The organism is Bradyrhizobium sp. YR681, assembly GCF_000282615.1.
In the GTDB taxonomy this organism is placed as follows: Bacteria; Pseudomonadota; Alphaproteobacteria; order Rhizobiales; family Xanthobacteraceae; genus Bradyrhizobium.
The window spans coordinates 16916-35862 of sequence record NZ_AKIY01000324.1 but is presented as its reverse complement, the minus strand read 5'-3'; the positions used below and the strand labels follow the sequence as shown (position 1 = coordinate 35862).

Genomic DNA, 18947 nt, shown 5'->3' with positions numbered 1-18947 from the left:
CGGTTCATCAGTCTGTGAGATCAAGCACGATTGATTCACCATGATGGTTGCCGTGCAACATCAGATGCGGCAAGGTTCGCGGGCTGTTCCCGTTCGCCGCAAGTCTCCGGAAACCATGACATGACAATCACGCGCCGCGGTTTCCTTGTCGCGCCGGCGGTTCTTGCCGCGATGCCGGTCCTGCGCGCGACCGCCGCACCCGTGCCGCGCGAGGTCGACATCGTCGTGATCGGCGCGGGGGCTGCCGGAATCGCCGCGGCGCGGCGCGTCATGGCGGCCAATCGCAAGGTCGTGGTGGTCGAAGCAGCCTCGCAAGTGGGCGGCCGCTGCATCACCGACAGCACGACCTTCGACGTGCCGTTCGACCGCGGCGCGCGCTGGATGCACAATCCCGAAACCAATCCGATGATCCGGCTGGCGCGCAGCGGCGGACTCGACGTGCTGCCGGCGCCGTCGGGCCAGAAGATGCGGATCGGCCGCCGCAATGCGCGTGCCGGAGAGACCGAAGAATTTCTGGCGGCGCTGGTGCGTGCCAACCGCGCCATCGACGAGGCCGCGCGCGGCAAGCTCGATACCGCCTGCGCCTCCGTGCTGCCGAAGGATCTCGGCGATTGGGCGAGCGCGGCCGAGTTCATGCTGGGCGCTGGCTTTGCCGGCAAGGATTTGAAGGAGCTTTCCGCGATCGACAAGGCGCGCGCGCAGGATCGCAATGCCGCGATCGCCTGCCGTCAGGGCCTGGGTACGCTGATCGGCAAGCTCGGCGAGCAGGTGCCGACCGCGCTGTCGACGCCGGCGAGCCGCATCACCTGGAGCAACCGCGACGTCAGCGTCGAAACACAATCCGGCAAGATCGCCGCGCGCGCCGCCATCGTCACGGTTTCGACCAATGTGCTGACGTCTGGCGCGATCAAGTTCGGGCCCGACATCCCCAAGCGCACGTTGGACGCGGCGTCAAAGCTCACCCTCGGCAGCTACGACCACATCGTGCTGCAACTGCCGGGCAATCCGCTCGGCCTGTCGCGCGACGACATCCTGATCGAGCAGAGCAATTCGACGCGAACGGCACTGATGTACGCCAATATCGGGGGCTCCTCGCTGTGCTCGATCGACGTCGGCGGCTCCTTCGGCCGCGACCTCTCCGAGCAGGGCGAGGCGGCGATGGCGGCCTTCGCAAAGGAGTGGATCACAAAACTGTTCGGCAGCGAGGCCGCAGCCACCGTGAAGAAGACCAGCGCCACGCGCTGGAACGCCTCCCCCTTCGTGATGGGCGCGATGTCGGCGTCCGCGCCGGGCGGCCAGCTCTCGCGAAAGATCTTGAGCGAGCCGATCGGCAACATGTTCATCGCCGGCGAAGCCACCCACGAGACGCTGTGGGGCACCGTCGACGGCGCCTGGGAAAGCGGCGAACGCGCCGCGGACGCGGCCTTGCGCAAGATCGGCGCGCTCAAGGACGAGGCGGCCGACGTGCCGACGCAGTCGACCAAGAAGCGCCGCGCGCCGCGGCAGCAGGCCAACTAGCGCAAAATCCCGTCCAGCGCCGGAAGCCCGAAAATGACGGCCATCGCGATCAGCGCGTAACAGATGGCGCGAAACACTTTTTCGCTGGCGCGGCCGAACAGCGAGGCGCCGAAGGCGACGCCGACCGCGTAGACCGGGCCGACGATCAGCGAGAGCAGCAGCGATTCGCGTGAGATCAGGCCCGTCGTCGCGTAGCTGACCATCGAGAAGAAATCCGACGCGCCGAAGAACAGCAAGATGTTGGCGCGCGCGACGATCGGCGCGATCGGGCGGCCGAGCCAGTAACCGACGATCGGCGGGCCGCCGGTCTGCGCGAGCCCACTGCAGAAGCCCGAGAGGCCGCCGATGCCGACCGAGAGCCAGGCGTGGTCCTTGCCGCGATAGCGCCAGCCCGACAATAGCAGCAGCAGGAGCGCTGCGACGAAGCAGGAGATGATCCAGCGCGTGGTGACGGGTTCGAGCACGCTGAGGAAATAGGTGCCGACGGGCACGCCGATCAATGCGCCCAGCACGATCACCGCGGTAGCCTTGCGGTCTGCCTTCCGCCACGCATCCGGCAGCAGCGGCGCGGCCGCGACGAAATCGATCACGAGGAGCAGCGCGGCAACCAGCCGCGGCGCGGCGAAGCTGCTCGCCAGCGGCATGAAGATCAGCGCCGAGCCGAAGCCGGAAAAGCCGCGCGCGGTGCCGGAAACGAACGCGACGGCGCAGAGCGCCATCGCAATGGTGAGGCTGACGTCCTTCGGAAGAAAATCCGCAAGGGTCATCCGCGCAACGTGCCACCAGTTTTTTTCGTGACTTCCGCCACGATCTTCGTCGCGACAGCCTCGATCTCCTGGTCGGTCAGGGTCTTCTCGCGCGGCTGGAGCGTCACGGCGATCGCGACCGACTTCTTGCCGTCGTCGATGCCCTTGCCTTCGTAGACGTCGAAGACGTTCACGCCGGTGATCAGCTTCTTGTCGACGCCCTGCGCGGCACGGACGATGTCGCCGGCCTTCACACTCCGATCGACGATGAAGGCGAAGTCACGCGTAACAGGCTGGAACGCCGACAGCTCGAGTACGGGCTTTGCGCGGGTCGGCTTCTTCTTCGCCTCGGGGATGCGGTCGAGGATCACCTCGAACACGACAAGCGGACCGTCGACGCCGAGCGCTTCGAGCGCGCGCGGATGCATCTCGCCGAAGGTGCCGAGCACGTTCTGCGGCCCGATCTGAATCGTGCCGGAGCGTCCCGGGTGCAGCCAGGCCGGTCCGCCGGCGACGATCTGAAGTGCCTGCATCGGCGCACCGGCGGCGGCCAGCACCGCGAGCGCATCGGCCTTGGCGTCGAAGACATCGGCCTGTGCCGAGCCCGTCCAGTGACGGCCGGGACCTGCCGCGGATGCAAGGCCGCGGCGCACGCCGCTGGCCGCCATGAACTGATCCTGCGGGCGATCTCCCTTGAATATCTGACCAACCTCGAACAGCGCGACATCGCCAACGCCGCGATTGGCGTTCGCCTGTGCCGCCGCGATCAGGCCTGCCAGCAGGGTCGGCCGCATGTCGGACAGATCTGCCGCGATCGGATTGGCCACCTCCAGCTCGCGCTGGCCGCCGCCGAACAATTCCGCCGCCGGCTTCGTGATGAAGGACCAGGTCACCGCCTCGACGATGCCGCGGCTCGCCAGCGCGCGCCGCGCGCGGCGGGTGCGGAGCTGGAGCGGCGTCAGCACGGGCTTGCGTGCGTCGTCGCCGCGCTCGAACGGCGTCATCGGCACCTTGTCGACGCCGTAGATCCGGACGACCTCCTCGACGATGTCGGCCTTGCCGTGCACGTCGGAGCGCCACGAGGGCACCGCGACCTTCACCACCGGGCCCGGGCCCGCCATCATGAAGCCGAGATGGGTCAGGATGCGCTTCATCTCGGGCTGCGGCACCTCGATGCCCGAGAGCCGCTTCACTTCGGTCACCGGGAAATCGATCACGCGATCGTCGCCAAATGCCTTGCCGACCACGACGGTCTCGGACGGCGTGCCGCCGCACATCTCCAGCACCAGCTTGGTCGCGAGCTCCAGTCCCGGCACCATGAAGGCCGGATCGACGCCGCGCTCGAAGCGGTAGCGTGCATCCGAATTGATGCCGAGCTTGCGGCCGGTCTGGGCGATGTTGATCTCGTTCCACAGCGCCGATTCGATCAGCACGTCGGTGGTAGCTTCGTCGCAGCCCGAGGCCTCGCCGCCCATGATGCCGGCGAGCGATTCGACGCCGTGCTCGTCAGCGATCACGCAAGTAGCGGGATCGAGCTTGTAGGTGCGGCCGTCGAGTGCGAGCAGTGTCTCGCCGTCGCGGGCACGGCGCACCACGAGATTGCCCTTCACCTTTTTGGCGTCGAACACGTGCAGCGGCCGCGCGCGGTCGTAGGTCATGAAATTGGTGATGTCGACCAGCGCGTTGATCGGGCGCAAGCCGATCGCGGTCAGTCGCTTCTGCAGCCATTCCGGTGACGGGCCGTTCTTGACGCCGCGCACGAGGCGCAGCGCGAAGCCCGGACACAGCGCCGCGTCCTCGACCGTGACCTTCACGGGACAAGGGAATTCACCCTTGATCGGCTTGATGGTGGGGTCCTTGAACTTGCCCATGTCGGCAGCGGCAAGGTCGCGCGCGATGCCGTGCACGCCGGTGCAGTCCTGCCGGTTCGGCGTCAAATTGATCTCGACCACGGGATCGCCGAGCGCGGCCCATTCGGCGTAACCCGCACCGATCGGCGCATCGGCCGGCAATTCCATGATGCCGTCATGGTCGTTGGAGATCTGCAGCTCCGCCGCCGAGCACAGCATGCCGCGGCTTTCGACGCCGCGAATGGTGCCGACGCCGAGCGTGATATCCTTGCCGGGAATGTAGGTGCCGGGCGGCGAGAACACGCTGACGAGACCCGCGCGCGCGTTCGGCGCGCCGCACACGACCTGCACCGGCGCAGCACCGTTTCCGGTGTCGACCATGCAGACGCGCAGGCGGTCCGCATTCGGATGCTGCTCGGCCGAGATCACCTTCGCGATGGTGAACGGTTTGAGCGCCTTCGCCTTGTCCTCGATGTTCTCGACCTCGAGCCCGATCATGGTGAGCTTGTCGGCGAGTTTTTCCAGCGGCTCGTCGGTCTCGAGATGATCCTTCAGCCAGGAGAGGGTGAATTTCACGAGCTCAGCCCTCCCGCCAGCGTCGGCACTTCGAGCGGCTTGAAGCCGTAATGGCCCAGCCAGCGGACGTCGCTGTCGAACAGCTGGCGCAGATCGGCGATGCCGTATTTCAGCATGGCGATGCGGTCGATGCCCATGCCCCAGGCAAAGCCCTGGTACTCGTCGGGATCGATGCCGCAGGCACGCAGCACGTTTGGATGCACCATGCCGCAGCCGAGAATCTCGAGCCAGTCCTCGCCCTCGCCGAAGCGGATCTCGCCCTTGTCGCGGCGGCACTGGATGTCGACTTCCAGCGACGGCTCGGTGAACGGGAAGAACGAGGGCCGGAAGCGCATGTTGATGTGGTCGACCTCGAAGAACGCCTTGCAGAACTCGTGCAGGATCCATTTGAGGTGGCCGAGATGCGAGTGCTTGTCGATGACGAGGCCCTCGACCTGGTGGAATTGCGGCGTGTGGGTCGCATCCGAATCGATGCGGTAGGTGCGGCCCGGGCAGATCACGCGGATCGGCGGCTTCTGGCTCAGCATGGTGCGCACCTGCACCGGCGAGGTGTGGGTGCGGAGCAGCATGCGCGAGCCGTCCTCCTTCGGATGGAAGAAGAAGGTGTCGTGCATCTCGCGCGCGGGATGGCCTTCCGGGAAATTCAGCTTGGTGAAGTTGTAATCGTCGGTCTCGATGTCGGGACCTTCGGCGACCGAGAAGCCCATGTCGGCGAAGATCGTGGTCAGTTCGTCCCAGACCTGGCTCAGCGGATGGATGCGGCCGGCTTCCGCCGGTGCGTCGCGCAGCGGCAGCGTCACGTCGACGGTTTCGGAGGCGAGCCGCGCATCGAGTGCGGTCGATTTCAGCACGTCGCGCCGTGCGGCGAGCGCCTCGGTGACCTTGTCCTTGGCCTGGTTGATCGCCGCACCTTGCGTCTTGCGCTCGTCGGGCGACATCTTGCCGAGCGTGGCAAGCAGTGCCGAGATCGAACCCTTCTTGCCGAGGGCCGCGACGCGCACCGCTTCGAGGGCGGCTTCGTCGCCGGTGGCGGCGATCTGGTCGAGGATGGATGTTTCGAGCGTTGCGAGGTCGGACACTGTCAAATCCTTGGCTCTAAATTCGGCTGGGTTGTCGCCGCCAGAAGGGCGTAACGTCAAGCGAAAAGCCGGTCATTTCGGCCTTCCGAACGGCTGGGTTGAACCTCGCGCGGGGGCCCGGCACCAAGGCGATACGAGGAGACGTCCGTGACGCTTGCAAGATCCTGCCTGGCCATCCTGGCCGTCGTCATATCCGTCGCCGGGACACCGGCGCGTGCCATGGTCTGCATGGACAAATCCATGACGCTGGACGAGGTCGCTGAAGCCATCGGCGCCCAGAAGAGCTGCGAAAGCGCGATGAAACTGTTTCAGGATTGCCAGTTGACCGCGAGCGGCGATGTCCAGCTCGGCGCCGCCGTCGAGAAGACGTGCGAGGCGGATTTCATGCCCGGCCTCAACACGGCGCAACGGCAGGCCTACAAGCGCGAGATGCGCGCATGCGACCTCAAGTACCGGAATAAATCCGGCACCATGTATCTCTCGTTCGCTGCTTTTTGCCGGGCAGAGGTCGCCCGGCGTTACTCGCAACGCGCACTGAAGGCTGCGGGCCAGAAGGCCCGCTAGCCGTTAGGCGGCGAGCGCGGCTTTGGCCTTCTCGGCGATCGCCTGGAACGCCGCGGGCTCGCTGATCGCGAGATCCGACAGCACCTTGCGGTCCACGGTGATCCCGGACTTGGCCATGCCGTCGATAAATTTGCTGTAGGTCAGGCCGAACGGACGGACGGCTGCGTTGATGCGCTGGATCCAGAGCGCGCGGAAGGTCCGCTTCTTGCGCTTGCGATCGCGGAACGCGTACTGCTGGGCCTTCTCCACGGCCGGCTTGGCGGCGCGGATGGTGTTCTTGCGGCGGCCGTAGAAGCCCTTGGCGGCCTTGTAGACTTTCTTGTGCTTGGCGTGGGCGGTCACACCGCGTTTGACGCGAGACATGACAAATATCCTTCAGAGATGACTTGGTTTGCGGATCGCCGCGCTTGGCGCGGCAGAGGTGGCAGTGATCGTGGACGCGATCAGGCGTTCGGCAAGAAGTACTTCTTGACGTTGTCGCCGTCGGTCTTGAACAGCACGGCGGTGCCGCGCAGCTGACGGATCTGCTTCTTCGTCCGCTTGATCATGCCGTGACGCTTGCCGCGATGGGCGAACATCACTTTGCCGGTGGCAGTCACCTTGAAGCGCTTTTTAGCGCCCGATTTGGTCTTCAGCTTGGGCATTTGGCTCTCCTAATGGCCAACGAAATCCGCCCGCGAAGGCGGCGTGGCCGTCAAAAATGCTCGTTAGAGCGTTGATTGTGCTCAGGTTTCTACGAACAAGCGCGAAACCCGCACCAAACACCGCCACGGCAGCCCTTAATCAGCCGGGCGATGAAGGCCGGGCTTATGACAGAGAACGGGCGAATTGGCAACGATGAACCGCTGGAACCTGGCCGCCGACTATTCGGAATTGCTACCATCCTTGTCCAAGTCGTGTCGCTCGAAGCAGGACCAAAATGGCTCATTTCCCCGGATCGTTCTCCTTTTTTTCGGTTATTACCCGCCCGCGCCATCTGGCGCTGTTGGCCGTGCTGGCCATGGCAATCGCCCCCACGACCGCCGATGCCCGCATCGGCGGCTATGACGGCATCTGGAACGTCACCTTCGCCACCACCCGAGGAAATTGCAGCTCGGGCTACAGCGTCCCCTTCACCGTGACCGGCAGCCGCGTCTCGTCCGCCGGCGGCGGCCGGGTCTCGGGCACCGTCAAGCGCTCCGGTGCCGTGGCGGTCCAGGTCTCGGTCGGCGCGTCCCATGCCAATGGCGGCGGCCGGCTGGCCGGCGCCGTTGGCGCCGGGTCGTGGAAGGGCATCATTTCCGGCGACCAGTGCAGCGGCACCTGGCAGGCGACGCGGACGTAGTTTCGAAGCGCTCGATGCGCTCCCTCCCCCGCTTGCGGGGGAGGGTCGGGGAGAGGGTGTCTCCGCTGGGCGAGAACCCCCAGAGGAGAAAGCCCTCACCCGCCGCTACGCGGCGACCTCTCCCGCAAGCGGGCGAGGTGCACCGAGCCCGCGGCTCGTATGATCCCCAAAACAAAACGGCCCGCCGGAAATCCGGACGGGCCGTTGAATTCTCGATCTCGAGGAACGGGTCAGCGCGGCGCCAGCACCATGACGACCTGGCGGCCTTCGAACCGTGCGTCCTGCTCGACCTTGGCGAGCTCGGCGACGTCGGTCTTGATCTTGTCGAGCAGCTTGGTGCCGATCTCCTGGTGCGCCATTTCGCGGCCGCGATAGCGCAGCGTGATCTTGACCTTGTCGCCCTCTTCGAAGAACCGCTGCATCGCGCGCATCTTCACGTCGTAATCATGATCGTCGATCATCGGACGGAGCTTGATCTCCTTGATCTCGACGGTCTTCTGCCGCTTGCGGGCTTCGGCGGCTTTCTTCTGAGCGGAATACTTGTACTTGCCGTAGTCCATGATCTTGCAGACCGGCGGACTTACGTTCGGCGAAATCTCGACCAGATCCATGCCCGCTTCCTGGGCCATCTTGATGGCCAGGACGGTCTCGACCGTGCCCTTGTTGTCACCGGTCTGATCGATCAGCTGGATCTGCGCATTGCGGATATCATCATTGATGCGCGGCCCGTCTTTGCTGGCAGCGGGCGGAGCTTTATTAGGACGGCGAATGGGTGGTTCTCCAAAGTTGTGAAAGAGGCGGCTACTGTGCAGGAAGATAGGTTTGCCGGCAAGCAATTCGCTCGGGCGAGGGGCGAAAAAGCCTCAAATGCGAGGCATTTCGGTCACGCCCATCGGCACGGTGACGGACATAGACACCTTGCCTCTGTTCCGCAAGCGTCCCCTGGTACCAATGCAAGGACTAATAAAAGGGTCAACAGGGATGCCGCGCCTGCGGAAACACGTCCGGACAGCTCAAACCGCACAGCCAGAGTAAACGTTCCATGACCAATGCAATTCCCGATGCCGTGCTCGACTTCCTCGATGTGGGCGAGGGCCCGTCCGCGCGCAGGATCGCGGTACGCCGCCGCGCCGGACGGGGTCCCGGCCTCGTCTGGCTCGGCGGGTTCAAATCGGACATGCAGGGCGGCAAGGCCGTGGCGCTGGACGCCTGGGCCGGCGAGCACGGCCGCGCCGCGGTCCGGTTCGACTATTCCGGTCACGGCGAATCCAGCGGCGATTTTGCCGATGGAACCATCGGAAGCTGGCTCGCGGACAGCGTCGCGGTGGTCGAGCGGTTCTGCGACGGCCCGCAAATCCTGATCGGATCCTCCATGGGAGGCTGGATGGCGCTGCTGCTCGCCCGCGAGATCAGGAAGCGCCAGGAGAAACAGCAAGCCAAGGCACAGCTGGCGGGCCTGGTGCTGATCGCGCCGGCGCCCGACTTCACCGAAGAGCTGATGTGGAAGAAGTTCTCGCCCGAGGTGAAGAAGGAGATCGAGACCAAAGGGTTCTGGCTGCGGCCATCGGACTATGGCGACGGCTCGCCCTATCCGATCACGCGCAACCTGATCGAGGAGGGCCGCAATCATCTCGTGCTCGGCAGCGCCATCGATCTCGGCTGTCCCGTCCGCATCCTGCAAGGCGCGCAGGACCCCGACGTGCCCTGGCAGCACGCCTTCGCGCTCACGCATCGCCTGCCGGCCGACGATGTCGTGCTGACCCTGATCCAGGACGGCGACCACCGCCTCTCCCGCCCGCAGGACATCGCGCGCATTCTTGCCGCGGTGGCCGAGATCGGGTGAACTGCCGCCCAGAATTCGATGTCATCGTCCGCGAAGGCGGACGATCCAGTATTCCACCAGCGGTCGTGATTGAGCTGATAGGCCGCGGCGTACTGGATGCCCGCCTTCGCGGGCATGACGGAGAGCGAGAATGGGAGAATCGCCAATGACCACCACCGCCATGCTTCGCGCCTTCTGCGACGCGGTCGAGCAGCGCAACGGCCGTGCCTTCGCGGACCTCTTCACCGAGGACGGCGTCTATCACGACGTGTTCTACGGCGCGTTCGCAGGCCGCGAGAAGATCGCCGCGATGATCGACGACTGGTTCTATCGCACGGCGACCGATTTCCGTTGGGACATGCACGACCCCGTCACCGACGGCACCACGCTCTATGCGCGCTACACCTTCAGCTACAAATCAACCTTGCCGGAAGCAGGCGGCGCGCGGGCGATGTTCGAGGGCGTTGCGATCATGACGCTGCGTGACGGCAGGATCGTGAGCTATCACGAGGTCGCCAACACCGCGCCGGCGTTTGTCGATCTGAAATTCGCGCCTGAAAGGATCGCGAAAATCGTTGGCAAGCAGGGCGCGGAGCTCAAGGCGCGGCCGGAGATGAAGCGGCACCTTGTGTGACGGCATCGCCTACGGCGCCGTCGGCTTCGCCATCGGCTTGCGCTGTGCGAGCGCCGCGACCGTCGCGGTGCCGATCGGGCCCTGCTCGTCATAGAGCCAGCATTCGCCGATCGCGACGCCGTCGGTCGCCTGGTGGTTCACCACATCGAATCCGATCCAGTTCGTCACCGGCAGGCGGTGCAGATAGATCGTGACGTCGCTGTTGATGTAGCCGAGGCCCTTGTCGCCGGCGTTCGCGAACGGGCTGGCAAAGTCCGCACCAACCGCGACATGGACGAACGGTGTCATCGGCACGCCCGCCACGAGCTCGCGCACCTCGCTCATCCACAGCCGCCGCGGTCCGAGCGAGCCCATATGGCCGACGATCGGCCGCGTCGTCCATTTGCCGTGCATGCCGAGCCGGGGATCGGTCGGCTTGGGAATGTCAGCCGGCTTCGGCACGTCCCAGTTTGGCGGCGACCAGACATTGCCGTCCGGATTCTGCGTCCGCCGCAGCAACTGGCACGAGGCGCGCGCCATGCTGACGCCGCCCGAGAGAAACTCCGCCTCGACCACGCGGATGCGTAGTCCGTCGCGCACCAGCCGCGTCGTCACTTCGATCGGCTTGTCGATCGTCGGCAGCCGAAACATGTCGACGGTGAGCCGCGCCGGCACGAATTCGGGGCCGGAATGGCGCTCCTCGATGGCAAAGCCGAGCAGGCCGACGATGACGCGTCCGTGCAGCGATTTCGGATCCCAGGGGCCGTTCGCGACTTCCGTCGGATGGAATGTATCGCCGTCGCGGGTGAAGAAAGGCATGTTCGTCATAACGCGCGACTTTGCGGGAATGCGCGGGGAAATCAAGTCTCTGACCCTCATGGTGAGGAGGCGCGAAGCGCCGTCGCCACAGCAACGGTGTCATCGCCCGGCTTGACCGGGCGATCCAGTACTTCGAGGCGGTCGTGATTGAATCGATAGGCCGCGGCGTACTGGATGCCCCGCCTTCGCGGGGCATGACAGCGAAGGGTTAGGCGGCGGTGTGCCACTCCTGCCTCACACCTTCATCGCGTTCTGCGCTCATCGCGGCAGACTTCATCGCATCGAACTCGCTGCGCCCCACCAACTGCCCCAACGCCCATACAGCAGCCCCACGCACCAGCGGGCTCGCATCCTCCAGCAATCGCCGCGCCTCTTCGGCCAACGCCATCTCCCCCGAGTTGCCGATCGCAATCAGCACGTTCCGCAAAAACCGGTCGCGGCCGATGCGCTTGACCGGGGACTTGGTGAACAGCGCACGAAACGCCGCATCGTCGAGCCGTGCCAGCTCGGCGAGAGAAGGCGCCCGCAACTCGTCGCGCGCCGCAAGCCTGGCCTCGCGCCCCTCCTGCGCAAACTTGTTCCAGGGACACGCCGCGAGGCAATCGTCGCAGCCATAGATGCGGTTGCCGATGGCCTTGCGAAACTCGCGCGGGATCGGTCCCTTCTTCTCGATGGTGAGATACGAGATGCAGCGCCGCGCATCGAGTCTGTAGGGTGCGGGGAACGCCGAGGTCGGGCAGATGTCGAGACAGGCCCGGCAGGAGCCGCAATGATCGATCTCGGCGCCGTCGCGCGGCAGGTCGAGCGTGGTGTAGATCGCGCCAAGGAATAGCCACGAGCCGAACTCGCGCGAGACGAGATTGGTGTGCTTGCCCTGCCAGCCGAGATGCGCGGTCTGCGCCAGCGGCTTCTCCATCACCGCGGCGGTGTCGACGAACACCTTCACTTCCGACGGTGCGGCCGCGACCAGCCAGCGCGCCAGCGCCTTCAGCCGCTTCTTGATGAGATCGTGATAGTCGTCGCCTTGCGCATAGACCGAGATCGCCGCGCGCGTGCGCTCTTTCAGGATCGTCAGCGGATCGGAATCGGGGCCGTAATTGACGCCGAGCATGATCACGCTGCGCACGTCGGCCCACAGCCCGCGCGGATCGACACGCCGTTCCGGCTGCGCGGCGAGCCAGTCCATGTCGCCATGGCCGCCCGAGGCGATGAATTCGAGAAAGCGCTGCCCGGCGCTTTCGATCGTGCCTGGCTCGGTGATGCCGATGCAGTCGAAGCCGAGCGCGCGCGCTTCGCGCGCCAGCGCCGCCTTCAGTTCAGTCGGCTCGGAGCTCAGAAATCCAGGTCCACGTAGGTCCGCGACGCCGGCACCCCCGCCAGCCATTCGCTCAGCAGCGGACGGAACGACGGGCGGGATTTCACCCGCGCGTACCACGCCTTTGCCGCGTCGTCCTCGCTCCATGGCACGTCGCCCAGATAGTCGATCGCCGAGAGATGCGCCGCGGCGGCGAGATCCGCGTAGGTGATCCGGTCGCCGGCGAGGAAGTTACGCGTCTGCGCCAGCCAGCCGATATAGGCCAGATGATAGCGCACGTTGGCCTTCGCCGCGCGCATGATATCGGCCGAAGGCGCGCCGCCGCCATTCTCCTCGCTCATGAAGCGCTTGTAGATGCGCTCGGTGACGAGGGGGTGGGAGACTTCCTCGAAGAACTTTTCGTTGAACCAGGCCATCAGCCGTCGCACCTCGACGCGCTCGGTGACGCTGTCCGGCATTAGCCGCTTCAGGCCCACCTCGTGTCCGTAGGCCTCGTCGACATATTCGGCGATGATCGCCGCGCCCGGGATCGGCGGCTGCTCGTCGTCCACCAGCACCGGCGTCGTGCCGGCCGCATTGAGCAGCAGGAAAGCCTCGCGCCGTTCCCAGCTGCGCTCTTCGACCAGCTTGAGGTCGAGCCCGTATTCGCCCGCGATGAGGCGGATGAATCGCGAATGCGGACAGAACGGATGATGAAACAGCGTAAACATGAAGCCTTTGACTATGTGATGGTGCTTAAGAATCCATCAATGTTTGTGCGGCGCCACACTAGTCCTTCAAAACCGCGAAGCAAGGGCGTGATGACGCATTTTGCGATTGCAGCATTTGGGGGAATAGGCGAGAAGAACCCCGCTTTTCCAGCGGAAATGGACCGTAAATATGTCAGACGCAATACGGGCAGTGATCCTCGGCATCATCGAGGGTGTGACCGAGTTCCTTCCCGTTTCCTCGACCGGCCATCTGTTGCTCGCCGAGCGTTTCTTCCATCTTGGTGAAGGCGCGTTCTGGGATTCGTTTACGGTTCTGATCCAGCTCGGTGCGATCCTCGCGATCGTCGTGCTGTACTTCAAGAAATTGTGGGACGTCGCGATCGGCATGTTCACCGGCGACGCCTATGCGCGCCGCTTCGTGATCGGCGTGCTGGTGGCGTTCCTGCCCGCGGTCATCGTCGGCCTCGTCGCCGGCAAATACATCAAGAGCCTGCTGTTCAATCCGTGGGTCGTGTGCTTCTCGCTGATCGTCGGCGGCGCCATCCTGCTGTGGGTCGACCGGCTCGATCTCAAGGCGCGCGAGCATGACGCCACCCGCTTTCCGCTGCTGATGTATCTCTATATCGGCATCGCGCAGTGCATCGCGATGATCCCGGGCGTGTCGCGCTCCGGCGCCAGCATCGTCGCCGCGATGTTTCTGGGCGCCGACAAGCGCGCGGCGGCGGAGTTCTCGTTCTTCCTCGCCATCCCCACCATGATCGGCGCGTTCGCCTACGATTTCTACAAGAACCGCTCCGAGATGACGATGGACCACATGGGCGTCGTCGCGATCGGCTTCATCGTGTCGTTCATCACCGCGATCATCGTGGTGAAGACGTTCCTGAGCTACGTCACCCGCCACGGCTTCGTGGTGTTCGCCTGGTGGCGCGTCATCGTCGGCACGCTCGGCCTGATCGCGCTGGCGCTGGGGCGGTAATCTCTCGCACACGCGCACCACGGATCGAAGCTGAGGTTCTCAAGTGCCGCCGCAATGACGGTGCGCCCGCTTGCGGGAGAGGGTTGGGGAGAGGGTGTCTCCACGGAAAGACTCACCTAGAGGATAAAGCCCTCACCCGACGCTTCGCGTCGACCTCTCCCGCAAGCGGGAGAGGTGAGCAAGCCTACGCGCTCTTGCGCTGGAACTGACCCTGGGGGCGGAAGCGCCAGAGATATTGCGGGGCGATCGCTTCCAGCGAATCGGGGGTGATGCCGAGCCCTTCCAGCGTCAGGCCGCCGGCCTTCGCCGCATCCGACACGACATTGTCGCGCGCGAGCAGCGTGACCTGGTCCGGCGTCAGCTTGAACGCGCCCGGCGCGAATTGCAGGAAGTTGGCCTTGAAGCGGGCGAGGCCGAACGGCAGCGGCACCAGCATCGGCTTGCGATCGGCGATGGCGACGATGGTCTCGATGATCTCGCGCATGGTCAGCACTTCGGCACCGCCGAGCTCGTAGGTCGCGCCCGCTTTGGCCTTGCCGTCGACGGCATCCGCGATCGCGGTGGCGACGTCGCCGACATAGACCGGCTGCATCTTCGTCTCGGCGCCGATCAGCGGCAGCACCGGCGACATCCGCGCCAGCGCCGCAAAGCGGTTGGTGAACTGGTCCTCGGGACCGAACATCACGGAGGGACGGAAGATCGTGGCCGACGGCACCGCGGCCAGCACGGCCGCCTCGCCGGCCGCCTTGGCCCTGGCATAGCGCGAGGGCGAATCGGCGTCGGCGCCGATCGCGGAGACGTGCACCAGCCGGGCCCCGGCGGCAGCAGCAGCCTTGGCGACCGTCTCGGAGCCCTTGGCCTGAACGGCGTCGAAGCTCTGCGCGCCGCCCTCGGCGAGGATACCGACCAGATTGATCACGACATCCGAATCACGCAGCGCCGCCTCGACCGAGGCCGGATAGCGCAGATTGGCCTGTACGATGTGGACCTGCCCGACCTTGCCGGAGGGCTGGAGGTATCCGGCGAGTTCCGGCCGCCGCACCGCAACCCGGACCCGGTAATCGCGCCGGCACAGCGCGCGGACGACATTCCGGCCCAAAAACCCCGATCCGCCGAAAACCGTGACGAGAGTTTCCGAATTCGATGCCATGGGTCCAATCCTGCCGGAAGAGTGCGTGATATCAGGCTTCTACCGGTCTGGTTTGCGATGCGCAATCCGCATCCCCAAAACCGGGCAAGCTTGAATTGACAACGGCGTCACCGAACCGTAGTAACCGCCTCCGTGCCCCAAACGGCATGCCCAGGTGGTGGAATTGGTAGACGCGCTGGCTTCAGGTGCCAGTGGCTTAACGGCCGTGAAGGTTCGAGTCCTTTCCTGGGCACCATACAATTCTGGATATGAAGTAAATCCAGATACATAAGCCCAATCAGAGTGTTGCGTTGGCCCCGACTGTGTAACAATGGGGTGTAACATTGCTGTTCAGGGTTGTTCGGCCGATGCGCCGGGTTGGGTCTCGCTTTCCTCTTTTCGTGCAGCGCATTCCGGCTGATGTCCGGCGCAAAGCGGCCGGTCTCGAACTGGCAATTCCGCTCGGTGACGGCTTCGTTTTCGTGACGCCTAGCGACGGCGCTCAGGCCGTCCGGTTCTCCCTTCGCACCTCAGAGCCGAGCGAGATTAAGACCCGTCAGGCGCTCGCAGCGGCCCATCTGGAAACCGTCTGGGAGGCACTGCGCAATGACGCTCCCGCGCATCTGACCCACCGGCAGGCGACGGCCATGGCAGGCGAACTCTATCGCGTCTGGGCGGACAGCGAGAGCCGCGCCCGGAGTGTCGCCATGGTGCACACGCCCGGTGTCGGCTGGGCACCTGACACTGAGAGTCACGAGGAGCAGGAAGCTCACTGGGCTGCCGTGGCGGAGATGTGGGAGCGGGTCGGCGGAGACGGTGATGCCAAGAAATTAGAGAAGGCGCTCGGGCCCATCGTGGACCGCCTCTTGCTCACCAAGGGCATCCGCCGTGTGGATAGCGAATCACGCTCTCTCTTGCTCACCGCCTTTTGGATGGCGCTGCGTGACGCCTTCGCGAGCCGCCAACGGAATGCTGGGGGAGACTACTCGCTCGACCCCAAGGCCGCTCGCTTCCCCGAGTGGCAGGCCCCGGCAGATGCGCAAAAGGAGAAGCCAAAGCGGGGCGCCTCCAAGAATTCCCTCACTGGGTTAGTCGAGGATTGGTGGAAGGAAGCCAAGCGGGCCGGTCGCAAGCAGAGCACCTATGAGAGCTATCGTAACTCAATGGCGCGTCTCGTGACGTTCCTGAAGCACGATACGGCTAGCCGAGTGACGCCCGAGGACATCGTTCGCTTCAAGGACTATCGCGTGCAGAGCGGCGTGAGCCCGAAGACCGTGAAGGATAGCGACCTCGCGGGCATGAAGACGGTGTTTGGATGGGCGGTGGTCAATCGTCGGCTCCCCAGCAATCCGGCCGAAGGGATTACCATCAAGGTCGGCAAGTCGCGCAAGCTCCGGTCCAAGGGGTTCTACGATTCGGAGGCTATCGCCATCCTGAAGCATGCCCGCGAGTTCGTGCCCGGCCGGGAAGCCCCGAAGCTCGCAGCGGCCAAGCGGTGGGTGCCGTGGTTGTGCGCCTTCACGGGCGGCCGCGTGGGCGAGATGATCCAGATTCGTAAGGAGGACGTTCGGCGCGAAGGTAAACTCTGGGTGCTGCATGTGACGCCTGAAGCCGGGCCGGTGAAGACGGATGAGGCGCGGGATGTCGTGCTCCATCGGCAAGTCATCGAGGAAGGCTTTGTGGCGTTCTTTGAGAAGTCGAAGGGCGGTTATCTGTTCATTGATCCCAAGGCCGGGGAGTTAGGCGTGCGTAATGCGGTGAAGACAGCGCGTAACAAGGTCAATGAATTCGTGCGCGAGGTGGTGAAGGATAAGAACGTTGATCCAAGCCACGGCTGGCGCCATCGCTTCAAGACTGTCGGCATTGATCAAGGCGTTGAGATGCGCGTGCTGGATGCCATTCAGGGACATGCGCCGCGCAATGTCTCGGAAGGTTACGGAGACGTGACCATCAAGGCGAAGGCAAACGCCATCGCCAAGTTTCCCGCCATCGGCGTCGCGTAGGCTACGAACCCGTCGTTGACGCAACTACCTTCGCTTTGGCGGCTTCGTTATAATCGACCATAAAGTCGAAATTCTTTTCTGGCTCGGGGGTAACCGGTTCGCCGGCTCTGACCCGGTCCCATTCTTCTTTCCGCTCAGTTGGCGCGTCGAAAAATGATAGGTCTTCATATTGGCAAGCAGCACGCTTGTTCTTGAGCGGCATCCTCATCGTGCCATGAATGAAGGTGTTTCCGCGCACTTCCACTGGATGCCAGATAAAGCAGACAAAGTTGTATCGCGAGCTTCCCCGGAAGAAGTCGTTTGTGACTTTCTCCAGTTCCTTCAGCAAATTGGGCTGCCCATTGAACCAAGATATAGGGAACAATACAAAAAGTCCGGCGGGCTCGCCCTTGGGCACCTGGCTGCGTTTCGACTGAAGAATGTTTTTAACGGTGCCGGGGCGAAAGGTTTTTGCGTCGGAACTCGTCACCTCTACGTTCAAGTCGGGTGCCCCGTTCTTGCGGACCACCATGTCAAAATCTTTGCCGCGCTGACCAGTTTCGGCTTTGATCTCGACGTCATATCCACGACGGGCAATGAGCTTGGCAACCTCAGCATCAGCGTAGGCCGGATCAATCGCCCGTTTTCGTGTGAGTCGATTGCAGAGCGCATCGAAACCCTTTTGACCTTCCAGCTTGTAGAGAGCGTCCGCAAGCGAGCTGACCCGTTGGATATGCAGTCGCTGCTCCTCTTCACTCTGCTCACCGCCCTTGTTGAGCAGGAATGGATCGTGAGGTATTGCCTTGCGCACTTTCCGCGCAAGAAACTCGTCGCCTAGCTTCTGCTTCAGGATTTCAACTGCAGCGCCGTAAACGCGTGTTGTCGGGTCGGTTTCGTTGCCAAGCGTCGTACTGACGGCATCGGCTAATTCTTTTGACATCGCCATGGGGTTGAACCGGCTCAAAAATGCCAGCTTAGGATATCGTTGACCGAGGGCCAAGCCTAGCCTTCTTCTTTAGGGTACCGCATCCACGCAATGGCACTATTCCGCGACGGGTCACACGCGGGTCTCGCTCAATAGGATCGTTCCTGCGGGCAGAAGTCGATCTAGCTGCTAGCGGGTGTTCGCGTAGTCTGTTGCTTCCGCCTTGCATGCTGGAATTTTGGCGCAGGCCAAAACGGCACCGTCGCGCACGGCAATCTCATAGGAGTTGTCTTTGTGGTTCGCATGAAGATAGGCCCCGAGCAATGCCGCGGCGATCAGGATGACGATGTAACGGGCACGTTCTAGAATCACCCGCGCCTTGGGGTTCTTCTCAATGCGCGTGACAGTCGCCAAGAAGAGGGCCGGTGTGCTCACCAACAGGACGGCAATTTGAATGCTGCCTGACTCGATATCTAGCCGGTTGAGAAGTTGATGTTCGAGCCAAAGGCAAAACGCGATGAATCCCCAGACAGTGGCCCAATAGCTGGCTAAATCGAAGAGAACCTTGATGGGGTCGTCCTCGTGCGGCTTTGTGGCGGTGCTTTCGGTGCTGACCATTGCGCTTTCCTCAGTGGTGGCCGGCACAATGTAGACGATAGTTATCACGACTCAACGAAAAAATGGGACTCATAGTCCGTAGACCCAAAGTCATCATGGCGGCCTGCTCCCGTGGATGGAAGACGAGACAGGCATCGTTGAAGTGCTGGCGGAAGCCGTGAAGAAGGCCCGCAAAGGGCTAGGGCTGTCCCAAGAGGATTTGGCCCTAGAGGCGGGGCTAGATCGGACCTACGTCAGTCAGGTGGAGCGAGGCACCCGCAACTGCACCATCATCGTCCTTGCCCGCTTGGCCCGTGCCTTGAAGACCTCCCCTGACCGATTGCTCGTGCCCCAGAAGAAGACCCGGGGCTAGGCCCGAATGTCGTCCGGTGTCAGGCGCGT

20 protein-coding genes and 1 tRNA gene are annotated in these 18947 nt (G+C 63.9%); 9 read left to right on the top strand and 12 right to left on the bottom strand.

Annotated elements, in window-relative coordinates; translation table 11 throughout:
* Nucleotides 1-120: 120 nt before the first annotated feature.
* Nucleotides 121-1518, top strand: coding sequence for a flavin monoamine oxidase family protein (locus PMI42_RS34685; RefSeq protein ID WP_008143973.1), 1398 nt, complete (start codon nucleotides 121-123; stop codon nucleotides 1516-1518).
* On the opposite strand, the gene PMI42_RS34680 is transcribed toward PMI42_RS34685, so the two are convergent.
* From PMI42_RS34680 to pheS, 3 genes are read right to left on the bottom strand one after another with little or no spacing between them, the layout of a single operon-like run.
* Complete coding sequence (locus tag PMI42_RS34680; protein WP_008143972.1) at nucleotides 1515-2285, bottom strand: sulfite exporter TauE/SafE family protein; 771 nt, start codon at nucleotides 2283-2285, stop codon at nucleotides 1515-1517. The two genes, PMI42_RS34685 and PMI42_RS34680, sit on opposite strands and share 4 nt — an antisense overlap.
* Nucleotides 2282-4690, bottom strand: a complete 2409-nt coding sequence (gene pheT, locus PMI42_RS34675; RefSeq protein WP_008143969.1) for a phenylalanine--tRNA ligase subunit beta — start codon at nucleotides 4688-4690, stop codon at nucleotides 2282-2284. Before pheT ends, PMI42_RS34680 begins: the two co-directional genes overlap by 4 nt.
* Nucleotides 4687-5769, bottom strand: a complete 1083-nt coding sequence (pheS, locus tag PMI42_RS34670) for a phenylalanine--tRNA ligase subunit alpha (protein ID WP_008143967.1) — start codon at nucleotides 5767-5769, stop codon at nucleotides 4687-4689. Before pheS ends, pheT begins: the two co-directional genes overlap by 4 nt.
* 147 nt (nucleotides 5770-5916) lie before the next feature.
* Between pheS and PMI42_RS34665 the strand changes: the two genes are divergently transcribed.
* Nucleotides 5917-6333: a hypothetical protein gene (locus PMI42_RS34665; protein WP_008143963.1), complete on the top strand. Its 417-nt coding sequence runs from the start codon at nucleotides 5917-5919 to the stop codon at nucleotides 6331-6333.
* Between the two features lie 3 nt (nucleotides 6334-6336).
* Here the strand turns inward: PMI42_RS34665 and rplT are convergent, their stop codons facing one another.
* Both rplT and rpmI read right to left on the bottom strand, forming a co-directional pair.
* The gene (rplT, locus tag PMI42_RS34660; protein ID WP_008143961.1) at nucleotides 6337-6696 is read right to left on the bottom strand and encodes a 50S ribosomal protein L20; all 360 of its coding nucleotides are present in this window, start codon (nucleotides 6694-6696) and stop codon (nucleotides 6337-6339) included.
* An 80-nt stretch (nucleotides 6697-6776) separates the two neighbouring features.
* The gene (gene rpmI / locus PMI42_RS34655; protein ID WP_008143958.1) at nucleotides 6777-6977 is read right to left on the bottom strand and encodes a 50S ribosomal protein L35; all 201 of its coding nucleotides are present in this window, start codon (nucleotides 6975-6977) and stop codon (nucleotides 6777-6779) included.
* Nucleotides 6978-7252: 275 nt separating this feature from the next.
* Between rpmI and PMI42_RS34650 the strand changes: the two genes are divergently transcribed.
* Complete coding sequence (locus PMI42_RS34650; RefSeq protein WP_008143956.1) at nucleotides 7253-7657, top strand: hypothetical protein; 405 nt, start codon at nucleotides 7253-7255, stop codon at nucleotides 7655-7657.
* 230 nt (nucleotides 7658-7887) lie between these two features.
* Here PMI42_RS34650 and infC read toward each other — a convergent pair whose 3' ends face one another.
* Entirely contained in the window at nucleotides 7888-8427 is a 540-nt protein-coding gene (infC, locus tag PMI42_RS34645) for a translation initiation factor IF-3 (protein ID WP_085969949.1), read from the bottom strand.
* A gap of 272 nt (nucleotides 8428-8699) precedes the next feature.
* On the opposite strand from infC, the gene PMI42_RS34640 reads away from it, so the two are divergent.
* Nucleotides 8700-9500, top strand: coding sequence for an alpha/beta hydrolase (locus PMI42_RS34640; protein ID WP_008143951.1), 801 nt, complete (start codon nucleotides 8700-8702; stop codon nucleotides 9498-9500).
* A gap of 145 nt (nucleotides 9501-9645) precedes the next feature.
* The gene (locus tag PMI42_RS34635) at nucleotides 9646-10113 is read left to right on the top strand and encodes a nuclear transport factor 2 family protein (RefSeq protein ID WP_008143949.1); all 468 of its coding nucleotides are present in this window, start codon (nucleotides 9646-9648) and stop codon (nucleotides 10111-10113) included.
* A 9-nt stretch (nucleotides 10114-10122) separates the two neighbouring features.
* Here the strand turns inward: PMI42_RS34635 and PMI42_RS34630 are convergent, their stop codons facing one another.
* From PMI42_RS34630 to PMI42_RS34620, 3 genes are all read right to left on the bottom strand, one after another.
* A complete protein-coding gene (locus PMI42_RS34630; protein WP_035967481.1) occupies nucleotides 10123-10920 on the bottom strand; it encodes an acyl-CoA thioesterase domain-containing protein in 798 nt (265 codons plus the stop codon).
* Between the two features lie 199 nt (nucleotides 10921-11119).
* Nucleotides 11120-12295, bottom strand: a complete 1176-nt coding sequence (gene queG, locus PMI42_RS34625; protein ID WP_008143946.1) for a tRNA epoxyqueuosine(34) reductase QueG — start codon at nucleotides 12293-12295, stop codon at nucleotides 11120-11122.
* Nucleotides 12244-12936, bottom strand: coding sequence for a glutathione S-transferase family protein (locus tag PMI42_RS34620; protein WP_008143943.1), 693 nt, complete (start codon nucleotides 12934-12936; stop codon nucleotides 12244-12246). Before PMI42_RS34620 ends, queG begins: the two co-directional genes overlap by 52 nt.
* A gap of 169 nt (nucleotides 12937-13105) precedes the next feature.
* Between PMI42_RS34620 and PMI42_RS34615 the strand changes: the two genes are divergently transcribed.
* Complete coding sequence (locus PMI42_RS34615) at nucleotides 13106-13912, top strand: undecaprenyl-diphosphate phosphatase (protein ID WP_008143941.1); 807 nt, start codon at nucleotides 13106-13108, stop codon at nucleotides 13910-13912.
* A gap of 184 nt (nucleotides 13913-14096) precedes the next feature.
* Here the strand turns inward: PMI42_RS34615 and PMI42_RS34610 are convergent, their stop codons facing one another.
* The gene (locus PMI42_RS34610; protein ID WP_008143940.1) at nucleotides 14097-15062 is read right to left on the bottom strand and encodes a complex I NDUFA9 subunit family protein; all 966 of its coding nucleotides are present in this window, start codon (nucleotides 15060-15062) and stop codon (nucleotides 14097-14099) included.
* A gap of 148 nt (nucleotides 15063-15210) precedes the next feature.
* Between PMI42_RS34610 and PMI42_RS34605 the strand changes: the two genes are divergently transcribed.
* Together PMI42_RS34605 and PMI42_RS34600 are read left to right on the top strand one after the other, a co-directional pair.
* A tRNA-Leu gene (locus PMI42_RS34605) sits at nucleotides 15211-15297 on the top strand.
* 88 nt (nucleotides 15298-15385) lie between these two features.
* A complete protein-coding gene (locus PMI42_RS34600) occupies nucleotides 15386-17044 on the top strand; it encodes a tyrosine-type recombinase/integrase (protein ID WP_240535317.1) in 1659 nt (552 codons plus the stop codon).
* A gap of 1 nt (nucleotide 17045) precedes the next feature.
* On the opposite strand, the gene PMI42_RS34595 is transcribed toward PMI42_RS34600, so the two are convergent.
* Together PMI42_RS34595 and PMI42_RS34590 are read right to left on the bottom strand one after the other, a co-directional pair.
* Nucleotides 17046-18023: a hypothetical protein gene (locus tag PMI42_RS34595; protein ID WP_157195870.1), complete on the bottom strand. Its 978-nt coding sequence runs from the start codon at nucleotides 18021-18023 to the stop codon at nucleotides 17046-17048.
* A 114-nt stretch (nucleotides 18024-18137) separates the two neighbouring features.
* Entirely contained in the window at nucleotides 18138-18566 is a 429-nt protein-coding gene (locus PMI42_RS34590) for a hypothetical protein (RefSeq protein WP_008143932.1), read from the bottom strand.
* 115 nt (nucleotides 18567-18681) lie between these two features.
* Here PMI42_RS34590 and PMI42_RS34585 point away from each other — a divergent pair, with 115 nt between their 5' ends.
* Nucleotides 18682-18918: a helix-turn-helix domain-containing protein gene (locus tag PMI42_RS34585; protein WP_008143929.1), complete on the top strand. Its 237-nt coding sequence runs from the start codon at nucleotides 18682-18684 to the stop codon at nucleotides 18916-18918.
* The last annotated feature ends 29 nt before the right edge of the window (nucleotides 18919-18947 follow it).

Excerpts from the sequence above, each read along its gene's own strand:
- queG (WP_008143946.1), bottom strand. The coding sequence starts at position 12,295 with ATGGCTGGCGGGGGTGCCGGCGTCGCGGACCTACGTGGACCTGGATTT.
- PMI42_RS34630 (WP_035967481.1), bottom strand. The coding sequence starts at position 10,920 with ATGACGAACATGCCTTTCTTCACCCGCGACGGCGATACATTCCATCCG.
- PMI42_RS34640 (WP_008143951.1), top strand. The coding sequence starts at position 8,700 with ATGACCAATGCAATTCCCGATGCCGTGCTCGACTTCCTCGATGTGGGC.
- PMI42_RS34590 (WP_008143932.1), bottom strand. The coding sequence starts at position 18,566 with ATGGTCAGCACCGAAAGCACCGCCACAAAGCCGCACGAGGACGACCCC.
- PMI42_RS34615 (WP_008143941.1), top strand. The coding sequence starts at position 13,106 with ATGTCAGACGCAATACGGGCAGTGATCCTCGGCATCATCGAGGGTGTG.
- PMI42_RS34610 (WP_008143940.1), bottom strand. The coding sequence starts at position 15,062 with ATGGCATCGAATTCGGAAACTCTCGTCACGGTTTTCGGCGGATCGGGG.
- rplT (WP_008143961.1), bottom strand. The coding sequence starts at position 6,696 with ATGTCTCGCGTCAAACGCGGTGTGACCGCCCACGCCAAGCACAAGAAA.
- PMI42_RS34685 (WP_008143973.1), top strand. The coding sequence starts at position 121 with ATGACAATCACGCGCCGCGGTTTCCTTGTCGCGCCGGCGGTTCTTGCC.
- PMI42_RS34680 (WP_008143972.1), bottom strand. The coding sequence starts at position 2,285 with ATGACCCTTGCGGATTTTCTTCCGAAGGACGTCAGCCTCACCATTGCG.
- PMI42_RS34635 (WP_008143949.1), top strand. The coding sequence starts at position 9,646 with ATGACCACCACCGCCATGCTTCGCGCCTTCTGCGACGCGGTCGAGCAG.
- PMI42_RS34620 (WP_008143943.1), bottom strand. The coding sequence starts at position 12,936 with ATGTTTACGCTGTTTCATCATCCGTTCTGTCCGCATTCGCGATTCATC.
- PMI42_RS34650 (WP_008143956.1), top strand. The coding sequence starts at position 7,253 with ATGGCTCATTTCCCCGGATCGTTCTCCTTTTTTTCGGTTATTACCCGC.
- rpmI (WP_008143958.1), bottom strand. The coding sequence starts at position 6,977 with ATGCCCAAGCTGAAGACCAAATCGGGCGCTAAAAAGCGCTTCAAGGTG.
- PMI42_RS34585 (WP_008143929.1), top strand. The coding sequence starts at position 18,682 with ATGGAAGACGAGACAGGCATCGTTGAAGTGCTGGCGGAAGCCGTGAAG.